At 70.2% G+C, this 26,859-nt stretch carries 25 protein-coding genes; 14 read left to right on the plus strand and 11 right to left on the minus strand.

What is annotated here, in order from left to right; all coding sequences use genetic code 11:
* Positions 1-203 precede the first annotated feature (203 nt).
* From EDD90_RS20510 to EDD90_RS20535, 4 genes are all read left to right on the plus strand, one after another.
* Positions 204-3,524: a choice-of-anchor D domain-containing protein gene (locus tag EDD90_RS20510; RefSeq protein ID WP_185149169.1), complete on the plus strand. Its 3,321-nt coding sequence runs from the start codon at positions 204-206 to the stop codon at positions 3,522-3,524.
* A 1,147-nt stretch (positions 3,525-4,671) separates the two neighbouring features.
* The gene (locus tag EDD90_RS20525) at positions 4,672-5,052 is read left to right on the plus strand and encodes a CPCC family cysteine-rich protein (protein WP_123974425.1); all 381 of its coding nucleotides are present in this window, start codon (positions 4,672-4,674) and stop codon (positions 5,050-5,052) included.
* Positions 5,049-5,780 (plus strand): HEAT repeat domain-containing protein, encoded by a 732-nt coding sequence (locus tag EDD90_RS20530; RefSeq protein WP_123974426.1) that lies wholly within the window; start codon positions 5,049-5,051, stop codon positions 5,778-5,780. The genes EDD90_RS20525 and EDD90_RS20530 overlap by 4 nt, the downstream gene beginning before the upstream one ends.
* A gap of 3 nt (positions 5,781-5,783) precedes the next feature.
* Complete coding sequence (locus tag EDD90_RS20535; protein ID WP_185149170.1) at positions 5,784-6,416, plus strand: DUF6000 family protein; 633 nt, start codon at positions 5,784-5,786, stop codon at positions 6,414-6,416.
* A gap of 20 nt (positions 6,417-6,436) precedes the next feature.
* Here the strand turns inward: EDD90_RS20535 and EDD90_RS20540 are convergent, their stop codons facing one another.
* Positions 6,437-6,973 (minus strand): CbrC family protein, encoded by a 537-nt coding sequence (locus tag EDD90_RS20540; RefSeq protein WP_123974427.1) that lies wholly within the window; start codon positions 6,971-6,973, stop codon positions 6,437-6,439.
* Between the two features lie 66 nt (positions 6,974-7,039).
* Positions 7,040-7,396 carry a hypothetical protein gene (locus EDD90_RS20545; RefSeq protein WP_123974428.1) on the minus strand — a complete coding sequence of 119 codons (357 nt, stop codon included), beginning with the start codon at positions 7,394-7,396 and terminating at the stop codon, positions 7,040-7,042.
* A 96-nt stretch (positions 7,397-7,492) separates the two neighbouring features.
* Here EDD90_RS20545 and EDD90_RS20550 point away from each other — a divergent pair, with 96 nt between their 5' ends.
* Positions 7,493-8,035, plus strand: coding sequence for a hypothetical protein (locus EDD90_RS20550; RefSeq protein WP_123974429.1), 543 nt, complete (start codon positions 7,493-7,495; stop codon positions 8,033-8,035).
* 477 nt (positions 8,036-8,512) lie between these two features.
* Here EDD90_RS20550 and EDD90_RS20555 read toward each other — a convergent pair whose 3' ends face one another.
* Both EDD90_RS20555 and EDD90_RS20560 read right to left on the minus strand, forming a co-directional pair.
* Positions 8,513-9,016 (minus strand): NUDIX domain-containing protein, encoded by a 504-nt coding sequence (locus EDD90_RS20555; protein WP_123974430.1) that lies wholly within the window; start codon positions 9,014-9,016, stop codon positions 8,513-8,515.
* A 33-nt stretch (positions 9,017-9,049) separates the two neighbouring features.
* A complete protein-coding gene (locus EDD90_RS20560) occupies positions 9,050-10,405 on the minus strand; it encodes a tetratricopeptide repeat protein (protein WP_123974431.1) in 1,356 nt (451 codons plus the stop codon).
* Between the two features lie 223 nt (positions 10,406-10,628).
* Between EDD90_RS20560 and EDD90_RS20565 the strand changes: the two genes are divergently transcribed.
* The 5 genes from EDD90_RS20565 to EDD90_RS20585 all read left to right on the plus strand — a co-directional run bounded on the left by EDD90_RS20565 (position 10,629) and on the right by EDD90_RS20585 (position 15,189).
* Positions 10,629-11,378, plus strand: coding sequence for a hypothetical protein (locus tag EDD90_RS20565; RefSeq protein WP_123974432.1), 750 nt, complete (start codon positions 10,629-10,631; stop codon positions 11,376-11,378).
* Positions 11,379-11,456: 78 nt separating this feature from the next.
* The gene (locus EDD90_RS20570; protein WP_123974433.1) at positions 11,457-12,368 is read left to right on the plus strand and encodes a phosphotransferase family protein; all 912 of its coding nucleotides are present in this window, start codon (positions 11,457-11,459) and stop codon (positions 12,366-12,368) included.
* A 1-nt stretch (position 12,369) separates the two neighbouring features.
* A complete protein-coding gene (locus tag EDD90_RS20575) occupies positions 12,370-13,062 on the plus strand; it encodes a bifunctional 2-polyprenyl-6-hydroxyphenol methylase/3-demethylubiquinol 3-O-methyltransferase UbiG (protein ID WP_123974434.1) in 693 nt (230 codons plus the stop codon).
* A gap of 33 nt (positions 13,063-13,095) precedes the next feature.
* A complete protein-coding gene (locus EDD90_RS20580; protein ID WP_123974435.1) occupies positions 13,096-13,641 on the plus strand; it encodes an HAD domain-containing protein in 546 nt (181 codons plus the stop codon).
* Between the two features lie 249 nt (positions 13,642-13,890).
* Positions 13,891-15,189 (plus strand): hypothetical protein, encoded by a 1,299-nt coding sequence (locus EDD90_RS20585; RefSeq protein ID WP_260327960.1) that lies wholly within the window; start codon positions 13,891-13,893, stop codon positions 15,187-15,189.
* Positions 15,190-15,363: 174 nt separating this feature from the next.
* Here the strand turns inward: EDD90_RS20585 and EDD90_RS20590 are convergent, their stop codons facing one another.
* From EDD90_RS20590 to EDD90_RS20605, 4 genes are all read right to left on the minus strand, one after another.
* Entirely contained in the window at positions 15,364-17,061 is a 1,698-nt protein-coding gene (locus EDD90_RS20590) for a relaxase/mobilization nuclease domain-containing protein (RefSeq protein WP_123974437.1), read from the minus strand.
* Complete coding sequence (locus tag EDD90_RS20595) at positions 17,051-17,626, minus strand: hypothetical protein (RefSeq protein ID WP_123981422.1); 576 nt, start codon at positions 17,624-17,626, stop codon at positions 17,051-17,053. Before EDD90_RS20595 ends, EDD90_RS20590 begins: the two co-directional genes overlap by 11 nt.
* 312 nt (positions 17,627-17,938) lie before the next feature.
* On the minus strand, positions 17,939-19,192 hold the full coding sequence (locus EDD90_RS20600) for a DUF3631 domain-containing protein (protein WP_123974438.1): 1,254 nt from the start codon (positions 19,190-19,192) through the stop codon (positions 17,939-17,941).
* Between the two features lie 517 nt (positions 19,193-19,709).
* Positions 19,710-19,904 carry an AlpA family transcriptional regulator gene (locus EDD90_RS20605; protein WP_123974439.1) on the minus strand — a complete coding sequence of 65 codons (195 nt, stop codon included), beginning with the start codon at positions 19,902-19,904 and terminating at the stop codon, positions 19,710-19,712.
* A 120-nt stretch (positions 19,905-20,024) separates the two neighbouring features.
* Here EDD90_RS20605 and EDD90_RS20610 point away from each other — a divergent pair, with 120 nt between their 5' ends.
* Together EDD90_RS20610 and EDD90_RS20615 are read left to right on the plus strand one after the other, a co-directional pair.
* Positions 20,025-20,525, plus strand: a complete 501-nt coding sequence (locus EDD90_RS20610) for a helix-turn-helix domain-containing protein (RefSeq protein WP_123974440.1) — start codon at positions 20,025-20,027, stop codon at positions 20,523-20,525.
* A 24-nt stretch (positions 20,526-20,549) separates the two neighbouring features.
* Positions 20,550-21,668: a site-specific integrase gene (locus EDD90_RS20615; protein WP_123974441.1), complete on the plus strand. Its 1,119-nt coding sequence runs from the start codon at positions 20,550-20,552 to the stop codon at positions 21,666-21,668.
* A 108-nt stretch (positions 21,669-21,776) separates the two neighbouring features.
* Here the strand turns inward: EDD90_RS20615 and ychF are convergent, their stop codons facing one another.
* Positions 21,777-22,865, minus strand: a complete 1,089-nt coding sequence (gene ychF, locus EDD90_RS20620; protein ID WP_123974442.1) for a redox-regulated ATPase YchF — start codon at positions 22,863-22,865, stop codon at positions 21,777-21,779.
* Between the two features lie 209 nt (positions 22,866-23,074).
* On the opposite strand from ychF, the gene EDD90_RS20625 reads away from it, so the two are divergent.
* Positions 23,075-23,608, plus strand: a complete 534-nt coding sequence (locus EDD90_RS20625; protein WP_123974443.1) for a DUF6542 domain-containing protein — start codon at positions 23,075-23,077, stop codon at positions 23,606-23,608.
* A 51-nt stretch (positions 23,609-23,659) separates the two neighbouring features.
* Here EDD90_RS20625 and ppgK read toward each other — a convergent pair whose 3' ends face one another.
* Both ppgK and EDD90_RS20635 read right to left on the minus strand, forming a co-directional pair.
* Positions 23,660-24,409: a polyphosphate--glucose phosphotransferase gene (ppgK, locus tag EDD90_RS20630; RefSeq protein ID WP_123974444.1), complete on the minus strand. Its 750-nt coding sequence runs from the start codon at positions 24,407-24,409 to the stop codon at positions 23,660-23,662.
* Positions 24,410-24,485: 76 nt separating this feature from the next.
* Entirely contained in the window at positions 24,486-25,499 is a 1,014-nt protein-coding gene (locus EDD90_RS20635; protein WP_123974445.1) for a 4-hydroxy-3-methylbut-2-enyl diphosphate reductase, read from the minus strand.
* A gap of 118 nt (positions 25,500-25,617) precedes the next feature.
* On the opposite strand from EDD90_RS20635, the gene xseA reads away from it, so the two are divergent.
* Positions 25,618-26,826 (plus strand): exodeoxyribonuclease VII large subunit, encoded by a 1,209-nt coding sequence (xseA, locus tag EDD90_RS20640; protein WP_123974446.1) that lies wholly within the window; start codon positions 25,618-25,620, stop codon positions 26,824-26,826.
* Positions 26,827-26,859 lie beyond the last annotated feature (33 nt).

The following is a 26,859-nucleotide window of genomic DNA, read 5'->3' on the forward strand; positions in this document are numbered from 1 at the left end:
TCGCGAGAGGCCGCGCGAGACAGCAGGTGCAACCCGGTCACATGGGATGGATTGTGTGGTTTGATGCGCGGGCCGCGACCGCGCGCCGCGTTCTTCCGTATGAGGAGGCCGCCTGAGGCGCCGGGCGGCTCGGGGGAGGGCGGTCGCGGGAGGAGCGCGGTCGCGGGGGCTTCATGTGCCGGGCATCGGAGGGGGTTTTGGTCGTGGATGCTGACAGACGCGGCGGCATACGGAAGAGACGGGCCGGGTGGCGCGGGCTGGTGCTCGCGGTGACGGGCGCGCTGACGGCTGGCGGGCTGATCGGCGTGGGAGTCCCGCAGGCGCAGGCCAGCGAGACCACCGGGTCGGTGGACTCGCTGCGGACCGGCTGGGACCAGGGTGAGGCAGGCCTGAGCGCGGCGGACGTACGGTCGTCGTCGTTCGGGCAGTTGTGGAAGGCCCCGGCCCAGCTGGACGGGCAGATCTACGCGCAGCCGATCGTGGTCGGCGCCACGGTGGTGGCGGTCACCGAGAACAACATGGCCTACGGCCTGGACCGGAGCACCGGCGCCGTGCTGTGGCAGCGGGACTTCGGGCCCGCGTGGCCGGCCGCGACGCTCAGCTGCGGCGACCTGGCGCCGAACGTCGGCAGCACCGGCACGCCGGTGTACGACCCCGCGACCGGCGCGGTCTACCTGACGACCAAGGTCGACGACGGCCCGAACGCGCTCAACCCGCACTGGTACATGCACGCGCTCGACCCGGTCACCGGTGCGGAGAAGCAAGGTTTTCCCGTGCCGATCCAGGGCTCGGCGTCCAACGACCCGAGCCAGTCGTTCCTGCCCGCGTACGAGATGCAGCGGCCGGGGCTGCTGCTGCTCGACGGGGTCGTGTACGCGGGCTTCGGCGGGCACTGCGACACCAAGCCTTACCGCGGCTACGTGGTCGGCGTCAGCACCACGTCGCCCTCGGTGACGTCGATGTGGGCGGCGGAGACCGGCGCCAGCAACAGCGGCGCCGGCATCTGGCAGTCCGGCGGCGGGCTGGTCTCCGACGGTCCCGGCCGGATATTCGTGGCCACCGGCAACGGCGTCAGCCCGGCGCCCGGCCCGGGCACCTCGCCGCCCGGCACACTCGCGGAGTCCGTGGTCCGGCTCCAGGTGCAGCCCGACCAGAGCCTGAAGGCCGCGGACTTCTTCAGCCCGTCCAACGCGCCGACGCTCGACCAGCTCGACACCGACCTGGCCTCCGGCGGCCCGGTGGGCCTGCCGGACAGCTTCGGCACCGCCTCCCACCCGCATCTGCTGGTACAGCAGGGCAAGGACGGCCGGGTGTTCCTGCTGGACCGCGACCACCTCGGCGGGCGCTCACAGGGCCCCGGCGCAACGGACGCGGTCGTCGGCGTCACCGGACCGCTGAAGGGCCAGTGGGGCCACCCCGCGGTCTGGGGCGGTGACGGCGGCTATGTGTACGTCGTCGGCAACGGCGGCTCGCTTACGGCGCTGCACCGCGGCGTGACCGCCAAGGGCGACCCGGCGCTGAGCGTCGCGGGCGCGAGCCAGGACTCCTTCCCCTACACCAGCGGCTCGGCGGTGGTCACCTCCGACGGGACGCGCTCGGGCAGCGCCCTGGTGTGGGTCGTGTGGTCGGGCGGCCCGACGGGCGTGGGCGCCCAGCTGCGCGCCTACAATCCGGTGCCGGACGCGAACGGCGTCCTGAAGCTGGTCTGGTCCGCGCCGATCGGCACCGCGTCGAAGTTCGCCGTCCCGGCGACCGACGGCAACCAGGTCTTCGTCGGGACGCGGGACGGCAAGGTCTACGCGTACGGCAACCCGGTGGGCAGTCCGCTCAAGGGCGGACCGGTCGACTTCGGGACGGCGCAGGTCGGCGACTCGGCGAGCACCGACGTCGTCCTGACGGAGAACCAGAACCCGTCCGAGGAGCTGGCGATCAGGTCGGTGAGCGTCGAGGGCCCGTTCACCGCGGACACCTCGTCGCTGCCGGCCTCGATCCCGGCCGGCGGGCAGCTCACCGTGCCGGTCACGTTCAGGCCGACCGCGGTCCTGGGCGCGAGCGGCACGCTCACCGTCGTCACGGGCGCGGGCACGTTCGCGCTGAGCCTGCACGGCATCGGCACCAGGGCCGGGCTGGCCGCGTTCCCGGGCACGGTGTCCTTCGACAACCAGCCGACCGGGACCGCGGCCACCGCGAACGTCCAGGTGACCAACACCGGCACCGAGCCGGAGACCATCACCTCCGTCGCCTCGCCCACCGGGCCGTTCAGCGCGGACAACCTGCCGAACGCCGACCCGGCGGACCCGACGGTCGTCCCGGCCCAGGGCTCGGTCGTGCTCCGGGTCGGCTACGCGCCCACGGCCACCGGCCGGCACTCCTCGTCGCTCACGCTGACGAGCACCAGCGGCACGCTGACCATCCCGATCGAGGGCAACGCGATCAGCGGGCAGGGGCACCTGCTGCTCACTCCCCCGTCGCTGGCGTTCGGCGGGGTCACCCGCGGCACGTCGGTCACCAAGTCGTTCACCATCACCAACTCCGGGAACGTTCCGGTCACCATCACCAAGGCGAAGGCGCCGGCCGGCGTGTTCACCAGCGCGGACCCGCTGCCCGAGGGCCTGGTCATCGGTCCCGAGCAGAGCGTGCGGCAGACCGTGACCTTCTCGCCGGCCGTCGTCGGCACCTGGTCGGCGTCCTACGAGATCACCGGCGATGCCGGGCAGGGCGCGATGCTGGAGACGGTCAGCGGCACGGGCACCCCGCCGTCGGCGCAGCTCGGCACCCTGCTGGCGCGGGACACCTCCGGGGTGCTGTGGCAGTACCACGGCACGGGCGTGCCGGCGGCGCCACTCGCGAAGCGCCTCGGCGTCGGCCCCGGCTGGAACACGTACAACCTGATCACCAGCGTCTCGCGGGTGATGTCGGACGGCAGCGGCTCGGTCGTGGCCCGCGACGCCACGGGCACACTGTGGCTGTACCAGGGGACCGGAAAGGCGGCGGCTCCGTTCGCGGCCCGAAGGAAGGTCGGGCCGGGCTGGGGCGGCTACACCTCGCTGACCGGCACGGGCGATGTGACGGGTGACGGCAGGGCCGACCTGCTGGCCCGCGACACCACGGGCAGGCTGTGGCTGTACCGCGGCACCGGCAACACCACCACCCCCTTCACCGCCCGCACCCTGATCAGCGGCGGCTGGAACACCTACACCACGCTGACCGGCGCGGGCGATGTGACGGGTGACGGCAGGGCCGACCTGCTGGCCCGCGACACCACGGGCAGGCTGTGGCTGTACCGCGGCACCGGCAACACCACCACCCCCTTCACCGCCCGCACCCTGATCAGCGGCGGCTGGAACACCTACAACGCCTTCGCCGGACCGCGCGACGTCACCGGCGACGGCAGGGCCGACCTGCTGGCCCGCGACACCACGGGCACGCTGTGGCTCTACCGGGGCACCGGCAACGCCGCAACGCCGTACGCGGCGCGCGTCAACGTCGGGCCCGGCTGGAAGGTCTACAACTCCCTCGTCTGAGTCCGCCGCCCCAGGGAACGACGAGCGGCGCGACACCCGGGAAGGGTGCCGCGCCGCCCGGTACGTCCGCGTACATGGTGTGCACGGGCCGAACATGCGTGGCGCGGTCGGGAAACACCTCGGTGGCATCGGTGCCACTGGCGCTGGAGACACTGCGGGGAGAGGGTGCGGCGGGCAGCGGCGAACAGCCCTGCGGCTGGGCTTCGGCGGACAGGTGGTGGCGCTGCCGTGACGGAACGGACGGAGACGGTCCGGCGGGGCGCCGCCGAGGACTTCCGGGCGGCGACGGCAAGGTTCCCGGCCGGAGTCGTGGTGGTGACGCCCGAAGGCGACGGCGGACGGTGGCGTTCAGGCACCAGAACCAGGTCAGGCCACAGCTCCCCGGACGCCGTCCCACGGCGGGTGATCTCGGGGCGCAGTTCCCCTCGCCGGCCCGCGGGAAGGACGAACTCCGGGGTGGTCTCCATTCGTTCGTACCACTCGATGGTGTCCGCGAGGCACGCGTGGCGGAACTCCTCGTCGTGCTCGCCACCTCGCAGGCGGCGCAGTGCGGCGTGGGCACGCCGTGCGTCGTCGAAGACGGCGAGCGGGAGCCGGTGGCGCCGCACGGTTCGGTGCCTGCGGGTGGAACGGTCGTCGAGAAGGGTCACGGTGTGCGCGTGGACCGTCGTGAAACGCAGGCCGAGATCGGTCATCCGCAGCCACAGGCCCCAGTCTTCGAGGCCGGCGCCCACGCGCCCGCCGGCGGCTTCCGAGGCACTCTCAGACGTCCGGTTCCTTTCGAGATCAGCCTGGATCCCGACAAGCCCGCCCCGCCGCGGGGCGACCGGGAGTCATCACCAAGTCGGCACGGGAACACCGAAGGGGCCAGACCCACAAGAGCCTGACCCCTTCCAGCCTGCGCACGTGACGCATCACCCGGCGCAGAGCAGCGAGGTGATCACACGTTGAAGCGGAATGTCTGGCGGCCAATCCTGACCTGCGGCGGAGCCCCGCGCAGGGCTCTGACCTGAGATTTCCTCGTTGGCAGGCGTTGGCACCCGACGGCCGTTTACGGGTGTCCCGCGGACTGGCTGCGGACTGGCTGGGTACGCCGAGGCAGAGAAATCCATGGCACACCGGCGGGACCTGCAACGAGACTGCGCGGGTGAGCGACTCCTACCCCTGCCCCTGCTGCGGACACCGCGTGCTGGACGCGATGCCCGGCTCGTACGAGATCTGCCCCGTCTGCTTCTGGGAGGACGACGGGGTCCAGTTCCGCTGGCCGACCATGGACGGCGGAGCGAACAAGGTCTCCCTGATCGAGGCCCAGCGGAACTACCAGGACTTCGGCGCCTGCGACCAACATGGCCGGCAGTACGTCCGCCCGCCGGCGGCGGACGAGCCGCTCGACCCCGCCTGGCGACCCATCGACCTGACACGCGACTCCTTCGAGGACTGGGAAGCCGAGGACCGCGCCCCGTGGCCCGACGACCGCTCGGTGCTCTGCTGGTGGCTCCCCACTTTCTGGCGCCGGGACCACCCATGACCGCCCACATCGAGAGACTCATCCAGCAGCTCGATGACTCGACCGGCCCGTCGTACGACGCCCGCGCAGAACTGATCGACATCGGCTCCGACGCCATCCCCGCCGTCATCGACGGACTGCCCTCCCTCGGCGGCTTCGGGCAGCAGACCGCCATCGAAGTCTTCGAGGAGGTGGGCGACCCCCACTGCGGTCCCGCCCTCATCGGGCTACTGACAAGCGACAACCCGACCGTCCGCGAATGGGCGGCCATGGCCTTGGCAAGCCTGGATATCGACGGTGCGGTCGAGCCCCTGCGCCGCGCCTACCGCGCATGCCTGGAACGAGCGACCCCGCCCGACTGGACCGAGCCGGGCGGCATCCGCTGGGCCCTGACCGAACTCGGCGCACGCACCCCCGTCGTCCCACCGCTCACCGCTCACCTACGAGCCACCGCGGCGAACGACGCCCCCGGCTGGCCCTTGGCCCGCTTCCCCGAGATCATCAACGACCTGGCCGACCACGCCCAGGTGATCCTCTACTCCCAGTTCTGGCGCGTGGACGCCGGCCGCACGTACGGCGTCTCCGGCACCGGCCTGGACTGGGAACTCGACTGGAGTGCGCCCTGGGAGCACCTGGTCGAAGAGTCCCGCACCTGGTCCCTGCTGGAAGCCTCCGAAGCCCCCGTCGGCGACAACATCTTCGTCGCTCCCACCTGGATCGACCGTACCGACCTATACCCGAAGAGGTGACCGATGCCGTTCCAGCACCCCGAGGAGATCGGCTACGGCCACGTGATCGAGCGCTACGTGACGAGGAAGGACTCGGACCACCCGCGCTACCGCGAACTGAAAAGCGGTCGTGTCCTGCGGCCCGGGTGGCCACACACCGAACGCTTCACCCGTCACCTCATCGACGACGCGGCCACGATCACCGACGCCGAACTGGAGGCCCTCCTCGGCTACGAGTGGCGCTCACGCCTCACCGCTGCGTGGCTGATCGGCGTAGGCCGACGCGCCACCTTCCGCGAACGCATCGGCGACCTGCTCCTGGCCAGCGAGTTCTGCTTCTCCGGCAGCGCCTACTGTTTCGCCCTGGCCCGCTTCGGCACGCACGCGGACGCCGAGATCCTCAGCGCCTACTTGGACCACTACCTCCCCCGCACCGACCTGCGCTACGACCAGCCTGCGGCCCTCGGCGCCCTCCTCCGCCTCGACGCCCAGCTCAGCACACACCACGCCGACCGCTTCACGGAGCCCGACGGCCTCTGGGACCAGTGGGTCCAGGCTCTTGCACACCTTCAGGACTCCCCCTATTTCACCCCCGCCGAGCAGCGCCGCCTGACCGACCTCCACTGCGACTTCACCAACGGCTGGACCCGGCCGTAGCCGCAGCCGCCTGACTGCTGCTACGTGAAGTCCGCGTACGCCATGTATCGGCCGCAAGTGCGGCACATGAAGAGGTAGCCGGTGGGCTGACTGTCCTTGTCCAGAGCACCCAGATAGCTCTCCACTGTCTCGGCAGACCACCCCCAAGCGCTGGCCTCGCTGCGCAGCTCCTCCCAGGCATCTGGGAACGTGGCCAGCTCGGCCGCCCCCACCGCCCCCATGAACGCCGTACCGTCACCGCAGTGAAAGAACCACCGCGGGTCCTGCCAGGAGGAAAAGCCCGGCGTACACGCATCGACGGACATCACGACCTCAAGCGGGACATCGTCCCCAACCGGGTCACCGATGAAGTGTGCGTCGTACTTCGCAGCCGCGCTGCCATCCGCGACGCACCACGGGCACAGCAGGTTGGAAAGTTCCTCGACCGCGTACACCGGGCCCGTGTAGATGAACCCCCGCGCCCTCTCGCAGCAGAAGCACGTCGTGCTGGACGCAACGACCGCCCCGGTCGCCAAGGGGTCGGGGTGGTAGGGAAAACCGGGCAACTCCTCGGACATGCCGGTCACGCTACCTGCGCACAAGAAGGTCGTGCCGGACTGCACCCGCCCTCGGTCCGAAGGCGGTCACGGCCGCAGCAGCTGAGCCTGCGGGTCATAGCAAACGAGCCCCATCGATGCCGCGAGATCGGCGGCGTAGGCCGAAGCCTCCTCGGCCATGCTGTACCGCATCGGGAAGTAGATGAACGGCCCGGACGCCTCGCCGATCAACGGCCCCGTCGACCAGGGGGAGGTGTCCTCCTCGTCCTCCGTGAGATCCACCCATCGCGCCAAGAGCCCAGCAACGTACTCCGCGATACGCGGTGACGGTGGAAACTCTTCCTCCGTATCGATGTAGCGGTCATACAGCTGGGTGAAGACCTCGCCCGCGATCACATCGTCAGCGGGCTTGCTGCCTTCCCACACCGCCAGGTCGTAGCTCATGGCCGAACTGTGCCATGCCCCACTGACAGCCCCCCTTGAGCGTCGATCAGCATGCCAGCCGCACCAGATGTCCGAGGGCGCTGTTACGTTCCACCCATGACCGCACCAGACGATCTACTCCTTCGGATCGAGCAGGAGCCTTCCCTTGCTGCCGCGCTCGCCTGGCCTGGCGATTTCGACGTCGAACGCCGGGACCCCATTGAGGACCTTGCCCTTCCCACCGCTATCCCCCTACACCCGATAGCCGGCTGCGGCGCCGGCGGCACGTACTTCCTGTGCGGGGAAGCCGGGGCCGAGGAGAGGCCCGTCCTGTACGCCGACTCGGAGGGCCAGGCCACACTGATCGGCGCCGACCTCGTCGAGGCCATCACACTCATCGTCGTGCTGCCCTTCTGGCGCGACCTGGCGAAGGGCTTCGCGATCAGCGAGCTCGGCTTGGACCTTCGGGCCGACCACCCGGACTTCGACGCCGAGCGCGACCGCCTTCTGCACGCCCTCGGGCTTGCCTCCATCTCCGAGGAGGAGGCTGCCGCTCGCCTGCTGGCGGTGGCTGCACGCACGGCTCCGGACTACGTGCCGCGCGTACCGGACGACGATTACCTGCCTTACGGGCTTCTGTTTCCGAGTGGCCCTGCATAGCGAAGCCAGCGCTTGACGTCAGTACCGGGCGATGACCTGCCGCAGGTCCGTGCCCAGGAGGTCCTCCAGCGCTTGGACGCTGGCTGGCGGTAGCGGCAGCTCGCATTCTGGATCTCTGGTTACGAGGCTGTACCTGGCGAAACCCGCAGCCCAGACGTAGTCGAGGGCGTTCAAGTCCGTCTGGGCAGAGCAACAGGGCACCGTCACGGCAAGTGAGTCGAAATAGCCGTCCGGAAGGGCTGCCGTGTCCATCGCGTTGCCCCACCAGTCTTGGATGTCGGAGCTGCACACGGGGCACCGAACACCGCACCAGTTCTCCCCGGGGTCGATGAAGGCTGTGCCGGGGATGTCCCAAACTTCGTAACCACCCAACGCTTCAGGAACCAGTTGCTGTAGCTGGGCCTGCGTAGCCTGGCTCGCGGCCGACGCAGGTGAAAAAGTACGGGTCCTTGGGTATGAGGTGGAGCAGCGTGATGCTCACGCTGCCGACCAGCCGTCCAGCGAGACTTCCGAACCGTGATTCAGGTAGTGGTGGAGGGCGCTGGCCGTGGTATCCACGAACGCCTCGGGGATGGCGTTGGCGTCGACCCAGCGGACCTGGGAGTGCTTGCGGGGTTCGCGGTTTTCGGGTTCGCCGGTCCATTCGTGGGCGGCGAACACGACCGTGAGGAAGCCGTTGGGGGCCTCCACGCCCCAGGCGCCGTGGATGATGTGGGCGACCTTGAGGGACTCGGGCTTCACCGTGAGGCCGGTCTCCTCGTACAGCTCGCGGACGGCCGTCTCGGTGATCGGTTCGCCCGGTTCGCTCTTGCCGACGGGGAGGTCCCACATGCCCTGGGCGAACTTGGCGTTCTCGCTGCGCTGGAGGAGGACGACGCGGTTGGTGGCCTTGTCGTGGACGATAACCGCAGCGACCAGCAGGGTCATCGATTCGAGCGCCGGCTTGAGGGCCTTCGGCTGGTCTTCGGTCTGCTGGGTCACGGTGTTCCCTTCGTCGGGCGGGTGTTGGGCATGTTAGGCGAGGGCTTCGCGGGCGCGGCGGGCGAGATCGGCGGCGCCAGGGACACGGCGGCGCTGGTAGACCGCGAGGGTGGAGCGGATCGAGGTGATCGCCTTGCGGGTGCGGTCGGAGGTCATGCCCTCCATGAGGACCAGCGCTTGGGTCCAGGCGGCGACGGCCTCGTCGGCACGGGCCTGGGCGGCGAGGCTGTCGCCGAGGTCGGCGTGGGTGAGGGCGTGGACGCGCTTGTACTTTTCAGGGTCCCAGCGGGTGAGGGCATCGCGGTGCTGTTGTTCGGTGCCGATGTGGTCGGCGAGGTCGGTCAGGGTGCGGGCGGTGTGGCTGGCCACGGTGCCAGCGGCCGGGCCGCTCACGCGGGAGTAGCTGGGCTGGGGGCCGTCGTCCCGTAGGAGGGCGTCCTCGGCGGCGAGGAGGGCGCGTGCGGCCGACGGGTTCTCGTCGGTGGCCGCGTAGGCGCGGGCGTGGGTGATGTGGAGGAGGGCCTCGGTCTGGCCGTCGACGTGGCCGAGTCCGCGCCGCAGGGCGCCTTCGACGAGGTCGACGCAGTGGTGGGGCTGCTTGAGGCTCAGGGCCTGGTGGGCGAGGGCGCGCATCATCCAGGCGGCGTGGCCGTGGGGGTCGGCTTCGCAGGCGAGCTTGTAGCCGACCTGGTAGTAGCGCTGGGCGGCGCCTTCCTGGCCGAGGTCGTGGTGCTTCCACCCTGCGAGGTAGGCGAGTTCGGCGACGGCGCCGAAGGCGGCCCAGCGTAAGGCATCGCTGGGGAAGCGTCCGCGCAGCATGGGGGCCGCTGTGTCGGCGAGGTACGCGGTGACGGTGGTCAGTCCGTGCCCACCGCCGAGGCGTTCGTCGGCGGCGCTGAAGGCCGCGGTGATCTGGCGTACGACGTCCACGTCCTCCGCGCCGACTAGGGACGTGCCGGTGCGGGCTCGGAGCATACGGGTGGTGGCTTCGTGGTCGTAGCCGAGCGGCATGGCGACGCCGGCGGTGGTGAAGGCCGCGATGGCAAGGAAGCGGCGGCGCTCGACGTCGGCCCGGCCCAGGTCGGTGACGGCGAGGACGGGGTCGGATTCCGCCGACTCTTCGTCATCACTGGTCTGGAGGCCGATCTCGGTCTGGGTGATCGTGCGCCCCGCTCGACGGGACAGCGCTTCGGCGAGGTACTGGCCTACTCGGCCCGACGGGGCACGAGTGCCGTTCGCCCAGTGCGAGATGGCCGACTTGTTGGTCTGAAAGATCTCGCCGTTCTCGGCAGCGATGCGCCGCACGTCTCGGGCGAGGGCCTCGTAAGTGCAGCCGGCCGAGTCGATGACGTCCCGCAGACGGGAGTTGGGTTCTCGCTGCGCCGCCACGATCGCCTCCGCCCTGGAGCTGTAAACCGCGTATACCGCTTCAACTGCCTTCCACCGTACCCACTGAGCGTGACCACCGGTTCACTTATCAGCAGCCGCCCGGAACGGCGCGACCGTGATCCAGGCTCCCCCTTGGTCCGGGCGGCACCCCGAAGTTCCGTACGCCCACACCGGGCTCGGGCATTCCTGTGCCCGAACCTGGCCGATCAGAGACGGAGACACGGTGACCACCATCGACACCACGGCCATCACGGTCGAGCTGCCCGAGGCGTTCGACTCGCGCTGGAGCCGGCTGCCCGGCATCCAGGTCGACGGCCGACGCATCACGATCGACCCGGCCGAGTACTTCTTCCGCTTCGAGTCGAGCACGTGGCTCGTCGCCGACTGGGAGCTGGTCAAGGCCCAGCTCCTGGAGGTGGACGAGACGACCGAGAGCGCGGTCGAGCAGTTCGCGCTCGACTTCATCAAGCAGCACAGCGAGTCCACCTCCGATGCGGCCCGCGTTCTGGCCACCGCGTACGAGGTGTACGCGTATCTCTTCCGCGACGAGCACCTGGCCGGCCTCGGCCTGCCGCAGATCACCGCCGATCATCTGCGGATGCTCCGCGAAGCGGCCACGCTCATGGCGCTCAACAAGGTCGAGGTGGACGGGCACATCTCCAACGTCGGCCCGTGCTGGTTCTTCCCTGCCGCCACGTCCGTCGTCTTCGACCTGGACGACGAGATGGGCGGGATGCTCGACGAGGTCTACCACGGCGGCTGGTTCAACGAGCACCGCCGGATCGAGTCCATCAAGGCCCATACGGCGCTCGGTGGCCGGCTCGTGCACGGGTGCCAGTCCGTGCCGGACCAGTCCGGCGGCGTGGTCGCGCCCTACGGTGCCTCGATGGCGAACTTCCGCGACGACCTCGCCGCGTTCAAGGCGGGCTGGATCGAGCAGGTCTACGCCCACCGCGTGAACCCCGCCGCGTAACCCACCATCCGATCAGGCTCCGGGGCGGGCCGGCATCCCTCGCCCGCCCCGGAAGCCACCATCCCCCGGAGCCCTCCCGTGACCACAAACCCCAGCGCCGAACTCCTCGACAGCCTGCTCACCGCGACCGGCCAGACCACCGCCGTACGGGAGGAGGTACGCGTGTGGTCCATGTCCGGCGTCGAGCGCGTGACCTTCCCCGACGGCTCCACGGCCATCTTCAAGTACGCCAAGAAGCCCTTCGACAGCGAGGACCAGGCCCTCCGCCTGGCCCATACCCTCGGCGTACCCGTCCCCCAGGTCCACGCCTCCGCCGTCCTGGACGGCTGGCTCGGCATGCTCATGGAGGACCTCGGACCGTCCGTCCGCGAGACCGACGACCTCGACGGTGTCGCTGCGGCCGTGATCCTGCACGGCACCCGTACGGCTCCGCCCTTGCCCGCCCTCGGCCAGGAGCGCCTGCGCGCACTTCCGGCCCGGGCGCTGGAACACCTCGAACGGCTGCGCAAGGCCGACCGGTGGCAGGACGCCGACGACGTCGAGGACGCGATCGACCGGATCGCCAAGGCCGCCGAAGCCCGCTCGGCCGGAGCAACACTGGAACCGTTCGGCTGGGTGCACTCCGAGTTCCACCCCACCAGCCTCCACATCGGCGAGCGCGGCTGGCGGCTGCTCGACTTCGCCCGCGCCTTCACCGGCCCCGGCCTGCTCGACCTCGCCAGCTGGCACGGCACTATCGAGCCCCCGCACCCTGTGCGCCTGCGCATCTTCCTGGAGCAGTACGTCACTGCCGGCGGCACCCCCGACGCCCTTGCCCCGCGAGGCGGGCTCACCGCCGAGAACTGGGCCCTGGGCTGGCACCGCATGTGGGCCGTCGAGTGGTTCATGGAGCAGTCCATCCGCTGGATCAACGACCCGGCCACCGACCCCGCCTACCTCAAGGCCGTCCGCCGCCACCTCACCGACGTCTTCCACCTCCTGGAGATCTGACGTGCTCGCCCAGGCTTCCCCGTGGCACGCCCACGCGCTTCAGCGCACCGCCGCCGGACTCGCCGAACCCCTCTCCGTACCCGCTCGGATGGAATGGACCACGAGACCCGGCCAAGGGCCCGGAGCCGACGTCCTCGGGCCTGACCTGCGTGGGAAGCGGCTCCTGGAACTCGGCTGCGGCCCCGGCCACAACGCCGCCCACCTCGCCACCCGACACGGCGCCCACGTCACCGGCGTCGACCTGGTCGGCCTGCAGGTCCGCCGCGCCCGCTCCCACTACGGACGGCTGAACAACCTCACCTTCATCGCCGGCCACGCCCTGCACTATCTGCACGCCACCGACGAGCAGTTCGACGCGATCTACTCCGTATTCGGCGCCGTCGGGCTCGTCGCGTCCGAGCTCCTGCTCCCGACCATTGCCCAGCGCCTCACGCCTGGACGAGTGCTCGCCTTTTCCGTCCCCCACCCGCAGCGTGGCGGCCGAAGCCCTTCCGGCGACGACCGGCCTCGCCGCGACGACGTCACCCTCCCCGACCGCACCCGGCTCCCCATCGCCCGCTGGGAGTTCGACACCGACCGCTGGGAGAGGCACCTCAGCCGGGCGGGCTTCTCGCTTACCTCGGCCCAGGAGTTCCACGACCCCCGCATGGGCCACTGGCCCACCACCCTGCTGATCCGCGCTCGCAAGCTCTGACCGCCGCCCCTCGCCCCGGCCCCTGGAGGACCGATGCGCCCGCCCTACTTGCTCCTCGACATCGACGGCGTCCTCATATCCTTCCCCGACGAGCACGGCTCGACCCCGGCCACGCACGCCCGCCACGACGTCGTCCCCACCGGCCGGAGCGCCGACAACCCGGTCACCGTCTGGCTCGACCCTTCCCACGGCCCCATGCTCATGGACGTGATCCGCACCGGCCTGGTCACCCCGGTCTGGTGCACCAGCTGGCGCCAGGACGCCACCACCCTCATCGGCCCGCTCCTCGGCCTTCCAACCCTGTCGTATGTCGATCTCCCGCGTCCACAGATCACCACCAGCCACCCCAACGGCTACCTGTGGAAGCGTGACCACGTCGACGCCTGGCTGGGCGACGCCCCCGCCGTCTGGATCGACGACGACTTCACCGGCCTCGACCACGAATGGGCGGTGGAGCGCACTGCGAAGGGAACGGCGACCCTCCTCATTCAGCCCGACCCGCACCTCGGTCTACAGCCCGAGCACCTGACCGAGGTCACGAGGTGGGTCGCGCAGTTACCCACAGCCCGCGCCGCCTGACGACTGATGCCCTCGCTGCCACGAGCAGCGAGGGCATCAGAGTATTGCTCGAGCGTGAGCCGCCTGCGGTTTGTGGCATGTATCGGCGGCGCTGATGTCGGAGTCGGCTGGAACACTGCGGCCGTGATCAACGAGATGACCCCAGACCTTCCTGATGCTCCCGCCGGCTCTCTGCCACCCAGAGCACAGGCAGAGCTCGCCGGCACCGCCTGGGAGGGGCTGCCGCACGTCTGTACTGGCCAGCACGGTGTGCCTGACACACCGGACATCCTCGGCGCTGTGCTCGCCACCGACCCGGCCCGCCGGGTGCGGGCGGTGGGGGATCTGTATCGGCTGCTCCTCAATCGGGAGCAGGTGTTTCCGGCGACCGCTCCGGCGGCCTTGGTTCTCGCCCGTCTTCTCGACGATCCGCGCACCCTCGCCGAAGGCCGGTGGGAGCGCAGGGCCGGTCGGCGGTCGCTTCGCGCCGAACTGCTGAACTGGCTGGCTTCGTTCGCCGACATCGCCCGCCTGGACGTCGAGGACGGCGTCGGCACGACGCAGGATCTGGCTGCCGCACGTGCGGCAAGGCCGATACTCCACGACCACATCGCGGATTTCTGCGACGACGACGAACCACTGGTGAGGGAGGCCGCGCTCGCGGCCACCGCCCTGCTGCTGGCCGACCCCGCCCTCGCCTCGTCCGTACCCCGGTACGCGCCCGCCGTTCGCGAGGTCCTTGCCGTGAGCGCGGACTCGTACTACCGGTGGATCGCCCGGGAACGGCTGGCTGCCTGGGGGAAGGATGTCACCGGCCTCGTCACTGCGGAGGACGAGCGCCGCGCGGCCCTGGACCGGGCAGGCGAGTTGGCGGAAGACCCGTTCGGCCAGGACCAGGAGCAGGCGATCCGCTGGCTGGAAGAGCAGCCCGAGGACACCGCGGCTCCGGAACGACTCGGCCGTCGGCGTGAGGACCGGACCACGCCCAGATCGGCCGCCTCGCAAGAATCTGCACCCGAGCCGCCCGTGGTCGCCCCGGGGAGCGAGGCGGGGTACTGCGGCCCGTGGCGGATCGCCCGGGAGGAGGAGCGTGCCGAGTGGACGTTCACGCCGTACGTAGGAGTAGGCCCCCTGCACTTCGGGATGACCTTGGAGGAGATCACCCGCGTCCTCGGCGAAGGACCGGCTGTCTCGTCCTACTCCCACCACGGCGAAGACCAACAGCTCAACTACGCCGACTTCACTGAGAGCGGGATCAGGGCCCTCTTCCGTGACAACCGCCTGGGGTGCGTCGCCGCAGACGCTCTCACCGGCCCCCAGGTGAGATTGGACGCGGCCCCGCTGACCGGCTGCGCACCTTCCCAGGTGGAGGACTGGCTCGTCCACCGCCCAACACGGCCCGGCAGCCTGGCGTACAGCGTCGCTGGCGATCCGGTCTTCGCCGACCTCGGCCTGGCGATCCGCTCCCAGCGGGCCGGCGACGTCGTCCTGACCCGCCCCCTCTTCCTGCTCCACGACTGGCTCGACCTGTGGCACGCGCTGCCCAGCGAGGAGTGGAACTGCTCCTGAAGCGTGATTCGCCGGTCGGCCTCACCTGAGTGCGAGGCCGACCGGAGCGACACACCTGTCCACCGGAGCGCGTGGGGAATCAACGTAAGCAGCTTTGTGGCTGGCAAGCAGCCGGCCGTTGAGTCGCCCGGATGTCCCCGCCATGATGTGTGGCGGGGATATCGGGCCGTGGCGTCAGCGGTGTCGACTGCGTTCTTCGGGCCTCGTGGCCACTGGTGTGGCCGGAGGGTGTGGCGTGGCGGACATGGCCGACGTTCCGCTGGTGGCGCTTCGCATGCGAGCCGCTTGCGTCCGCCGGTTCGGCTGAGCGGTGATGCGCCAGTTGAGGACCTCGGCGGGGCGTTCCGCGCTGTCGAGTTCCCGCTGGGTGCCCATCTCGGCTAGGAGACGTCGGGGTTTGTGGCCGGCGGTCTCGGCTTGGGCGAGGGTTGTGGTCAGGGCGGTCCAAGTGGGGTCGGCGAGGATCCGGTCGGCGTAGTCGGGGAGAGCTGCACGAAGATCCTGTTCGAAGCGGCGGGCGGTTGCGGCTCGCGGTGCTCGGCGGGCCAAGTCCGCCAGGACGGGTGTGGCGGCCTGCTGGTAGCCCGCCTGTAGGTGGCGGAGGGCTTCTTCGGCCGCGGCTGCTTGCTGTTCGTGGCCGCGTTGGGCGTGCCAGTGGGCGGCGGCGCGGGCCAGGTGCACGGTGGCGAAGAGCAGGGCGATGGCGAGTCCGCCCGGCTCGCTGGAGGCGTAGGCGAGTTCCTTGGCGGCCTTGCGCAGGGCGGTGGCGGCCTGGTGGTCGGCGCGGGTGGCGGAGCGGCGGGCGCGGTTGAACGCCATCGCCGCCGCTCGTAGTTCCGTCCGGTGTGGGCCGGTCGTGGCGCTGGCGATGTTGTACAGGGCGTCACCGAAGGCGGCCAGGTGGCCCTGGGCGGCGGCATCGTCACCGGAGCCAAGGACGGTGCGTGCCACGTGTATGGCGGTGGTGGTGTGGCGCCATGGGTCGGCTGGGTCCGCCACGTACTGCGGGTGGTCGGCCACCTTCTGGTTGGGGAGGCGTTCGCGTAGACGGTTGATCGAGAGGTCGGGGGCAAGTTTGGAGCCTCCGTACCAGACGGGTTCGCCGGCCGCGTTGGTGTCTCCAGGTGTGGCAAGGCTGTAGCCGATCACATCGCCGGTCTCGGGGCCGAGGCGCGTCTTGACCTTGATGCCCAGGGAGTCCAGCACGGTGAAGTAGTCGGCTTCGGTTTGTACGGTGGCGGCGACCGCGTACGCCTGCTCGCGCAGCCACTGCCGTGCCGTGACGGTCTGGCCCTGGCGTTCCGCCTTGGCGCGTTCGGCTCCGGTGGGGGTGCGGGGCGCGGTGAGGTCGCCGGACTTCAGGCGGCGCAGGCCGAACTCGGCTTCGATCTTGCGGCATTCGGCTTGGGCGCGCTGTCCGTCGTGGTGGGTGCGGGGGCGGCGTCCGTCGGCGCGGACGGTGGTGGCCATGATGTGGATGTGGTCGTCGGCGTGGCGCACGGCGATCCATCGGCATGCCTTGTCGTCGCTTTCGGGGGCGATGCCTGTGGCGTGGACGATGCGTCGGGCGATCTCGGCCCACTCGGTGTCGGTGAGGTAGCGGTCGCCGGGCGCGGTGCGGACCGGGCAGTGCCAGACGTGCTGGGGTGGTTTCTTGCCGCCCAGTTCGCGGGTGCGCAGGTCGACGTAGGTGTCGAGGCGCTTGGCGAGGTGGGTGTAGGTGGCTTCGGGGTTGCGGCCGGGGTCGGGGGCGCCGGCCATGTCCCAGGCGGCGACGATGTGTGGGTTGGTGTGTTCGTCTCGGCGGCCGGGGCCGAAGAGGTAGACGATCAGTCCGCGGGTGTCGGAGCCGGTCGAGACGTCAGGAACCATGGGCGGTGCCTTCCGTCAGGAGCTGGTCGATCAGTCGGTAGCTGTTCTCGGCTGCTTGCTCGACGCGGTCCAGCACCGTCTCGGCGCGCTCGGGCACCGTTCCTCGGTGGATGGCTGCGGTGATCTGGTTGAGGGTGCCGCCGATGCGGTTCAGCGCGACGGTGTGTACTTCGACGGCCTCGATCAGTGGGCGGACCGGGTCGTCCTCCGGGCTGCCGACCAGTCCTGCCTTGCCGAGGGCGACGGCGAGGGCGGCGTCGCCGACGAATCCGGCGAACTTCTGGCCGCGCTGGTGAGCGGCGGCGCTGATCACGCTCACTGCGGTCCGGGTGAAGCGGATGGTCTTCTCCTGGTCGCGCTTTTCCACGGTGCGCTTGCGGTTCATCAGCGCGGGCAGGACGGGGGCGTCGAGGTCCCGCCAGGAGGGCTGCTCGGCGGGCGGCCGGACATCGGTCGGCGTCTGAGTGCTCGGGGCGACGGGGTCGGCTGCCGGCGGGCAGCTGGTCTCGGCTATGCCTTCCTCCGGCTCGGGCGCCCCCAGGCGCTCGGCCTTCTCCTCCGCCACCCCTGGGGGGGCAAGCGCGGACGAAGCCTCGTTAGAGGCTCGTTCGCTCCAGCTTGCTGCTGATCGGCGGGTCAGGCCGAAGAATCCCTTGCGGCGGCGGGTGAGGGAGTTGTCGGTGCTCGTTTCGGGCATGGTGGTGCTCCGGTGTTCGTGTGGGGTGGGGCTTCGTCACGTCCGTTGCATCCGTCCCGTAGCTGGTCAGGACAGGTACGGAGGCGGTCGCAGGTACGGAGTGATCCGTATCGGCGAGGAACTCCGTCCCCGCGCTGACCTGCGCGGGGACGGATGCGACGGATTGATACGGAGCTGGTGTCAGCGAGTGGGCCTGGGGCCTGCATGCCCACCGGGCGGGCGGATGGGCAACGTCCTCGACGGAGGGGCGGGCGGCTTGCCCGGGGCTCGACGTGCGGGCACGGGCCCCGCTGCTGCGGGAGCCGGTGGGGCAGGGTCGGGGCAGTAGCGGGCCCAGGCGTCGAGGAACTGGTTGCGGGCGTACGCCTTGGCCTGCCTGCCGCTCTCGAAACGGTGGTTGGCCGGGCTGATGCCGAAGTCACGCAGCAGGTTGGCCAGGTGGTAGGCGTTCAGGCCCTTCGTCCCGTACTCGGCCCACGGCGCCTCGGCGTCCTGGACCAGGGCGGCGAGCAGGTCCTGGCTGCGCAGAGCCTCCTTGTGACCCACCTGTTCGAACACGCGGCGGACGTCGCGTAGCAGCCGCGTCTTCAGCGTCGTCTGTTCGTCCTGGACCACCTCGTTGCGGGTCATAGCCAGGCAGGCGGCGCGGGCCCGCGAGGGCCAGTGTCCGCCGGCCAGGTCGGCGACGATGACCAGGGGCTCCCAGGTGTCCGCAGCCCGGTCCTCGACCGGCATCGGCGGCACCAGCCGCTCCGCTGCCCCGCGCAGCGGGGTCAGCCACGCGGTCAGTCGGTCGCGCAGCTCGTTCAGTTCCGGGACGGAGTACCGGGAGCGGAAGGCAGCGATCTTCTCGCCGGGCTTGCGCTTCTGCATGCGGAGGACGATGGCACGGTCAATGATCGTGTCCGGCAGGTCGCCGATCCCGGCTAGCGCGGCCATGGCGAAGGTCGGGAACGCGGTCGGCTTGTGTTCCGGGCCGGAGATTCGCCAGGCCGGGCGGTTGCGCTGGTGCCCGGCGTTCAGCAGGCCGCGCAGGTCCTCCTTGTCGCCAGCCTTGGGGCCGAAGATGGTGTCGGCCTCGTCCACCAACAGAGTCGGCGGGTTCTTGCCGATGACGCGGAAGACCACCGCAGGCGAGGTGTTCACCGTCATCATCGGCTGGTACACGGTCTCGTGGAGTACGTCGAGGACGCGGGACTTACCGCATCCCTTGATCGGGCCCACCACCGCCAGGCGCGGCGCGTGCTGGAGGGCGGGCTGAGTGTGGGAGGCCGCCACCCACAGCGTGACCGCCGACAGGGCCTCCTCGCTCGGCAGCACCACGTAACGGCCGATCGCCGCACGCAGGTCATCCAGCAGCGAGGCTCCTTCGTCGGCCGTCTCGTGGCTCGTACCGGCGCGGTCCCCGGTCCCCGATCCGCCGTCAGGGACCACGGTCCCCGCAGATGAGTGGGGACCATGACCCTCACCAACGACTCGGAGAGCGGCGTGCTCGCCCGGGATTCGGGGACCGGGTTCGGGGACCAGGGGACCGAAAGTCTCCGTCCGGTCCCCGGCTTCCGCTCCCACGGGACCGGTCCCCAGGGCACTGACCTGCGCATGTTCCGCGCTGGGGGTGTTTCGGTCCCCGACCGGAACACCCGTCGAAGCATCGCCGCTGGCGGGGGCAGCAGGGGACCGTGACTCCGTTCGGTCCCCGCTTCGGTCCCCGTTGCGCCAGGAGATGCCCTGACCGGGGACCGCGGGGGTGGGCCAGACAACCTCGGATGCGTTCGAGGTGGTGGGGGACGTAGGGTCCTCCATAGACGTTCCTCTCAGGTGAGGGACGGGACGGGCAAGGTCCCGCCCCTCACCGGTTCGTTCGTTCAGGGATGGGCGACGTTCAGGGGAATCTCCGGCCCTCGGCGTTGGCGCGCCGGGGGCCGTTGCTGTGTCTGGGCCTGTCGGTGGCTCACGAGGCCAGGCCCCATTCCTCCTGGCCGTCGATCAGGGTGCGCTCGTAGCGCAGCAGCTCGGCCTCGGGGTACAGCACCCGCTTGCCGACCTTGATGCCGCGTGGCCCCTTTTGGATGTGGCGCCAGTAGCGGACGGTGCTCTCGGCCGTGCGGTAGCGCTCGGCGACCTCGGCGGTGGTCAGGTATCGCATGCATTCCCATTCGGCTAGGCGGCGATTCGATCTGCATAAGGTGTACCCCAGGATCGACGGTTACCCAAATCGGGAAGCTCATGTTTCAATTGGGATAGCGATGGTGACGATGGAGGTTCGATGGCAGGCGACAAGCCCGAGGGTGGCGAAGTGCCGCTGCTCTACAGCGAGGGGAACGTGGCCGCACGCGTCGCCCTAGAGCGTGAGGTCAGAGGGTGGAGCACGACCGAGCTGGCGGAGCGGGTGACCAGAGCCGGCATCAAGATGAACCAGACGGCGGTCTGGCGCATCGAGAACGGCACCCCCCGTCGGCGCATCAACCTCGACGAGGCCCTCGCCTTCTCCCGCGTCTTCGAGCTCCCCCTCGAAGAGCTGATGTCACCGCCCCCGGAAGGGCTCGACATCGACAGCCGGCGCCTCGTCCAAGAGGCCGTCGAGGCGTTCTACGAGGCCCGCGACGCGCGCGACCGCCTCCACCACGCCGTGGTCGCCATCGCCGACCACATCAAGGCCCACCCCGACAGCTCGCGGGCCATCCACGAGCAGTGCCTCCGCCTCATGGGCGACGAGCGGGACGCTCGCACGCTCAGCAACGACATCGCGGACGGCGGCCACTACTGACAACCGACACGAAGGAGAGGCCACTTGGCCAACATCCAGAAGCGCCCCAACGGCAAATGGCGGGCCCGCTACCGCGACCTCGACGGCAAGGAGCACGCCCGCCACTTCGACCGCAAGATCGATGCCCAACGGTGGATCGACGAGGTCACGGCCAGCCTGGTCACCGGTCAGTACGTCGACCCGCGATCGGCGAAGAAGCCCTTCAAGGAGTACGCGGAGGAATGGCGTGCCATCCAGCCCCATCGACCTTCTACGGCCAAGGCGGTGGCCCAGCACCTGCGCTGCTACGTCTACCCGGCCTGGGAGAAGCGGGCACTCGGCGCCATCAAGCCTGGCGACGTACAGAGCTGGGTCACCAGCCTGACCACCACGCACGGGCTGGCCGCCAGCACCTCACGGACGGTCTTCAACACGGTCAACGCCGTCTTCCGGGCGGCCGTCCGTGACCGGATGATCCCTCACAACCCGTGCGCCGAGGCGAAACTGCCCTCGGTACCACGGAAGAAGATCCTGCCGCTGGCCGTCGAGCAGGTGCGGATCCTGTCCGAGGAGATACCCGCCCGATACAAGGGCCTCGTGCTGCTCGGCGCCGCCACCGGGCTCCGCCCCGGCGAGTTGTTCGGCCTCCAGCTCCGGCACGTGGACCTGCTGCACGCGACCGTCTCGGTCGAGCAGCAGATCCAGCAGACCACCAAGCACGGCGTGTACGTCTGCCCGCCCAAGACCGCTCGCTCGCACCGCACGGTTCCACTCCCCCGCATAGCGGTGGATGCAATGAAGGCCCACCTGCGGGACTTCCCCGCCGATGGGCCCGAAGGCTGGATCTTCACGGCACCGCAAGGCGGGCCCGTGGTCTACACGCACTTCATGGACGGGTCCTGGCGGCCCGCCTGCGCGAAGGCTGGCATAGCGAAGGGCACCGGACCCCACGCCCTCCGGCATCACTACGCCAGCCTCCTGATCAAGCACGGCGAGTCCGTGAAGACGGTCTCCGAGCGCCTCGGCCACACCAACGCGGCCATGACGCTGAACATCTACACCCACCTGTGGCCCGACTCCGAGGAGCGGACCCGGGCCGCCGTCGACAAGGCGTACGCGGACCAGTCCGCCGATGCCCAGCCACAGGTCGACGAAGCGGCGTAACCGCTCCCCCGCGTGCCGGACTCATCCAGCACGCTGCGGACTCTGCGCGGACAGCAAAGGCCGCCCAACCCGCTCCGCCGCAGGTCAGACGGCCTTCCGCAAGATCGACTAGACGTTGAAGCGGAACTCCACCACGTCCCCGTCCTGCATGACGTAGTCCTTGCCCTCCATGCGGGCCTTGCCCTTGGCGCGGGCCTCGGCGACCGAGCCGGTCTCGACCAGGTCGGCGAAGGAGATGACCTCGGCCTTGATGAAGCCCTTCTGGAAGTCGGTGTGGATCACACCGGCCGCCTCGGGGGCCGTGGCGCCCTTCTTGATGGTCCAGGCGCGGGATTCCTTGGGGCCGGCCGTGAGGTAGGTCTGCAGGCCGAGGGTGTCGAAGCCGACGCGGGCGAGGGTGGCGAGGCCGGGCTCCTCGGCGCCGACCGACTCCAGGAGCTCCAGGGCGTCCTCCTCGTCGAGTTCGGCGAGGTCCTGCTCCAGCTTGGCGTTGAGGAAGATCGCCTCGGCGGGGGCGACCAGGGCGCGCTGCTCGGCCTTGAAGGTGTCGTCGGTCAGCTCGTCCTCGTCGACGTTGAAGACGTAGAGGAACGGCTTGGTGGTCAGCAGGTGCAGGTCGTGGAGGAGCTCGGCGCGGTCCGAGCCCTGGACGATGCCCTGGGAGAACAGGGTGTCGCCCTTCTCCAGGATCTCCTTGGCCTCCTCGACGGCCTTGACCTTGGGAGCCACGTCCTTCTTGATCCGCGACTCCTTCTGGAGGCGCGGGAGGACCTTCTCGATGGTCTGGAGGTCGGCGAGGATCAGCTCGGTGTTGATCGTCTCGATGTCGTCCTTCGGCGAGACCTTGCCGTCGACGTGCACGACGTTCTCGTCCTGGAAGGCGCGGATGACCTGGCAGATCGCGTCGGACTCACGGATGTTCGCGAGGAACTTGTTGCCCAGGCCCTCGCCCTCGGAGGCGCCGCGCACGATGCCGGCGATGTCGACGAAGTCGACCGTGGCCGGGAGGATGCGCTCCGACTTGAAGATCGACGCCAGCTGGGCCAGCCGGGCGTCGGGGACGCCGACCACACCCACGTTGGGCTCGATCGTGGCGAACGGGTAGTTGGCCGCCAGCACGTCGTTCTTGGTCAGGGCGTTGAACAGGGTCGACTTGCCGACATTGGGCAGGCCGACGATTCCGATCGTGAGCGACACGTTGCGACTTCCCGTAGTGAGTGGGTGAGTGAGCCGGGGGGCTGCCAGTGCCGGCGGGCCGGCCGATCCACCAGTTTACGGGGTTCGGGGCCCCGGGCCGGCGGCCGCGTCGAACACCTGGACAAGCTCTGCGACAAGCTCTGCTCTTCGGCTTGCTTTCGGCGTGTCTGGGCCCCGATTGGGCACATTAACCGACCTAAGTTGGTCCAATGGAGCAGCACAGGACCCGTCCCCGACAGCAAGGACCGCGCCGCGGCGCCCCCCGCGCGCCCCTGCCGCCGCAGGCCGGACGGCGGCCGGGGACGGCCGAGCGGCGGCCCGCCCCCGGAAGGTCCCGTCCGGCACCGGCGGCACGGCCCCGACAGCTCCCGAACCCCCGGCTCACCGGACTCGGCGGCGGCCTGTTCTGCGCGGCCGCGATGTTCCTGCTCGGCTTCCTGGACGACCTGCTCCTCGGGGCGTCCCTGACGGTGTACGGCGTGCTGTTCCTGCCGGTGGCGGCGCTGACCGCGCTGTGGGTGCGCGGAGGCGATCTGCTGACCGCCCCCGTGGTCGTGCCGATCGCCTTCGCCGCCGGCCTGCTGACCGTCGCCGACGGCGGCGGAGGCTTCCTGGGTGGCCTGATGGGCCTGGTGACGGGCCTGTCCACCCAGGCCGGCTGGCTCTACGGCGGGACGCTGGTCGCCGGGGCGATCGTCCTCGTCCGCCGGGCCCGGATCATCCGGCGCCGGCGCAGGGTCTGATCACCACCGGCGCAGAGACTGATCCGCTGTCGGCGCAGGGGCCGGTCCCGGCTACCGGGCGTGGAGCGCCGCTCGCATCGCCGCGCCCACGATGCCCGCGTTGTTCTGCAGCTGGGCCGGCACGATCTCGGCCTTCACGCCCGTGAGGTACGGCAGGAACTTCTCGGCCTTGCGGCTCACCCCGCCGCCGATGATGAACAGGTCCGGGGTGAAGAGCATCTCGACGTGCGCGAGGTACTTGTTCACCCGGCCGCCCCACTGCTCCCAGCTGAGGTCGTTGTCCTCCTTGGCCTTGCTGGAGGCCTTCTTCTCGGCGTCGTGGCCGTCCAGCTCCAGGTGGCCCAGCTCGGTGTTGGGGACCAGCTCGCCGTCCACGAACAGGGCGCTGCCGATGCCGGTGCCGAAGGTCAGCAGGAGGATGACACCCCTGCGGCCGCGGCCGGCACCGAACTCGATCTCGGCCACACCGGCCGCGTCCGCGTCGTTGACGACGGTCACCGGAAGGCCGCCGAGCCGCTCGCTGAACAGCGTGCGCGCGTCGGTGTCGATCCAGCTCTTGTCGACGTTCGCCGCCGTGCGGATATGGGTGCCGTCCGAGATCACGCCCGGGAAGGTGAGCCCGACCGGGCCCCTCCACCCGAAGTGGTCGACCACCTGCTTGACCCCGTCGGCGACGCCGTCGGGCGTCGCCGGATGCGGGGTGAGCACCTTGCAGCGCTCCTGGGCCAGGTCGCCCTTGTCCAGGTCCACAGGAGCGCCCTTGATCCCGGAACCACCGATGTCCACGCCGAAGATCTGCATGGCTCCACGTTACGTCGTACGACTGACAGTCACGACGTCGGTCGGTCCCGCAGTCACACAGTCGTACGACGGGCGGTCACGCCCCGGCGCCGGTCCCGCCGCGCTCGGCGACCAGGGTGGCCGCCTCTTCGCGCAGGTCACGGCGGAGTTCCTTGGGCAGCGAGAAGGTGATGGACTCCTCGGCCGCCTTGACGATCTCGACATCGCCGTAGCCGCGTTCGGCGAGCCACTCCAGGACCTGCTCGACCAGTACCTCGGGGACGGAGGCGCCGGAGGTGACGCCGACGGTGGTGACGCCCTCCAGCCAGGCCTCGTCGATCTCGTCGGCGAAGTCGACCAGGTAGGCGGCGCGGGAGCCGGCCAGCTTGGCGACCTCGACGAGCCGCTTGGAGTTGGAGGAGTTGCGGGAGCCGACCACGATGACCAGCTCGGCCTCGGCGCCCATCTGCTTCACGGCGAGCTGACGGTTCTGCGTGGCGTAGCAGATGTCGTCGCTGGGCGGCGAGATGAGCTGCGGGAACTTCTCCTTCAGGGCGTCGACCGTCTCCATCGTCTCGTCCACGGAGAGGGTGGTCTGGGAGAGCCAGACGACCTTGGACTCGTCGCGGACCTCGACCTTGGCGACGTCGCCCGGGCCGTCGACCAGCTGGATGTGGTCGGGGGCCTCGCCGGAGGTGCCGATGACCTCCTCGTGGCCCTCGTGCCCGATCAGGAGGATGTCGTAGTCCTCGCCTGCGAAGCGCACGGCTTCCTTGTGAACCTTGGTGACCAGTGGGCAGGTGGCGTCGATGGTGGCGAGGCGGCCGCGCTCGGCCTCCTCGTGGACGACGGGGGCGACACCGTGCGCGGAGAACATCACGATGTTCCCCGGCGGGACCTCCTCGGTCCGCTCGACGAAGATCGCGCCCTTCTTCTCCAGGGTCTGCACGACGTACTTGTTGTGGACGATCTCGTGCCGGACGTAGATCGGGGCCCCGTACTGTTCGAGGGCCTTCTCGACGGCGATCACGGCGCGGTCCACACCCGCGCAGTAGCCACGGGGGGCGGCGAGCAGGACACGGCGGCCAGGCGAAGCAGTCATGGCACCCATCGTAAGGCCGCGTTCGGGGCGCCGAGATCGCGTCCGGGTGACGGTCCGGGGGAGACCGGATCGGTTCGCGGTACGGCGGGACGGCAGTCCTGTCAGTCCGCGCCGTTACGCTCGCCGCATGGCTTTGAACACGTCAGCCGAAGCACCGCTGCCCGTCGGTGAGATCTCCCGGCTCATCGGCGGATGGATCGACCGGCTCGGTGCGGTGTGGGTCGAGGGGCAGATCACCCAGCTGTCGCGGCGGCCCGGCGCCGGGGTCGTGTTCCTGACGTTGCGGGATCCGTCGCACGACATCTCGATCGGCGTCACCTGTTACCGCCAGGTGTTCGACTCCGTCGCCGATGTCGTAGGGGAGGGCGCCCGGGTCGTCGTCCACGCGAAGCCGGAGTGGTACGCGCCGCGTGGGCAGCTGTCGTTGCGGGCCGCCGAGATAAGGCCCGTCGGGGTCGGGGAGCTGCTGGCGCGGCTGGAGATGCTCAAGAAGGCGCTGGCCGCGGAGGGGCTGTTCGCCGCCGGGCGGAAGAAACCGCTGCCGTTCCTGCCGCAGTTGATCGGGCTGGTGTGCGGGCGGGCCTCGGCCGCGGAGCGGGATGTGCTGGAGAACGCCCGGCACCGGTGGCCGGCGGTGCGGTTCGAGGTGCGGAACGTGCCGGTGCAGGGCGTGCACGCGGTGCCGCAGGTCGTGCAGGCCGTGAAGGAGCTCGACGCGATCGAGGAGGTGGATGTGATCATCGTCGCGCGCGGGGGCGGCAGCGTGGAGGATCTGCTGCCGTTCTCCGACGAGCAGCTGGTGCGGGCGGTCGCGGAGTGCCGTACGCCCGTCGTGTCCGCCATCGGCCACGAGCCCGACACCCCGCTGCTCGACTATGTCGCCGACCTGCGTGCCTCCACCCCCACCGACGCGGCGAAGAAGGTCGTACCGGACGTGGGTGAGGAGCTGGAGCGGGTGCGGATGCTGCGGGACCGGGCCCGGCGGTGTGTCGACGGGCTCGTGGCGCGGGAGGAGCGGGGGCTGGCGCAGGCGCTCGCACGGCCGGCCATGGAGGATCCGCAGCGGATGGTCGACGAGCGGGCCGATCACGTCGCCTCGCTGGTCGACCGTTCGCGGCGCACCCTCGGGCATCTGCTCGACCGCGCCGTCTCCGAGCTGACGCACACGCACGCGCGCGTGGTGGCCCTCTCCCCCGCCGCCACCCTGAAGCGCGGGTACGCCGTGCTGCAGAAGGACGACGGTCATGTGGTGCGGGACCCGGCGGACGTCGAGCCGGGCGAGGCCTTGCGGGCGCGGGTCGCCGAGGGCGAGTTCACGGTGCGGGCCGATGGCTAGAGCGATGTCCCGGGCGTTGTCGTACGGGCGGAT

Origin of the sequence: Streptomyces sp. Ag109_O5-1 (assembly GCF_003814875.1) — a bacterium.
GTDB classification, from domain to species: Bacteria; Actinomycetota; Actinomycetes; order Streptomycetales; family Streptomycetaceae; genus Streptomyces; species Streptomyces sasae.

Bases quoted from the DNA above. Each gene is read 5' to 3' on its own strand.
- EDD90_RS20530 (WP_123974426.1), top strand. From the start codon at position 5,049: ATGACCGCCCACATCGAGAGACTCATCCAGCAGCTCGATGACTCGACC.
- ppgK (WP_123974444.1), bottom strand. From the start codon at position 24,409: ATGCAGATCTTCGGCGTGGACATCGGTGGTTCCGGGATCAAGGGCGCT.
- EDD90_RS20605 (WP_123974439.1), bottom strand. From the start codon at position 19,904: ATGCGATACCTGACCACCGCCGAGGTCGCCGAGCGCTACCGCACGGCC.
- EDD90_RS20610 (WP_123974440.1), top strand. From the start codon at position 20,025: ATGGCAGGCGACAAGCCCGAGGGTGGCGAAGTGCCGCTGCTCTACAGC.
- EDD90_RS20625 (WP_123974443.1), top strand. From the start codon at position 23,075: ATGGAGCAGCACAGGACCCGTCCCCGACAGCAAGGACCGCGCCGCGGC.
- EDD90_RS20580 (WP_123974435.1), top strand. From the start codon at position 13,096: ATGCGCCCGCCCTACTTGCTCCTCGACATCGACGGCGTCCTCATATCC.
- xseA (WP_123974446.1), top strand. From the start codon at position 25,618: ATGGCTTTGAACACGTCAGCCGAAGCACCGCTGCCCGTCGGTGAGATC.
- EDD90_RS20590 (WP_123974437.1), bottom strand. From the start codon at position 17,061: ATGGTTCCTGACGTCTCGACCGGCTCCGACACCCGCGGACTGATCGTC.
- EDD90_RS20635 (WP_123974445.1), bottom strand. From the start codon at position 25,499: ATGGGTGCCATGACTGCTTCGCCTGGCCGCCGTGTCCTGCTCGCCGCC.
- EDD90_RS20550 (WP_123974429.1), top strand. From the start codon at position 7,493: ATGACCGCACCAGACGATCTACTCCTTCGGATCGAGCAGGAGCCTTCC.
- EDD90_RS20545 (WP_123974428.1), bottom strand. From the start codon at position 7,396: ATGAGCTACGACCTGGCGGTGTGGGAAGGCAGCAAGCCCGCTGACGAT.
- EDD90_RS20540 (WP_123974427.1), bottom strand. From the start codon at position 6,973: ATGTCCGAGGAGTTGCCCGGTTTTCCCTACCACCCCGACCCCTTGGCG.
- EDD90_RS20535 (WP_185149170.1), top strand. From the start codon at position 5,784: ATGCCGTTCCAGCACCCCGAGGAGATCGGCTACGGCCACGTGATCGAG.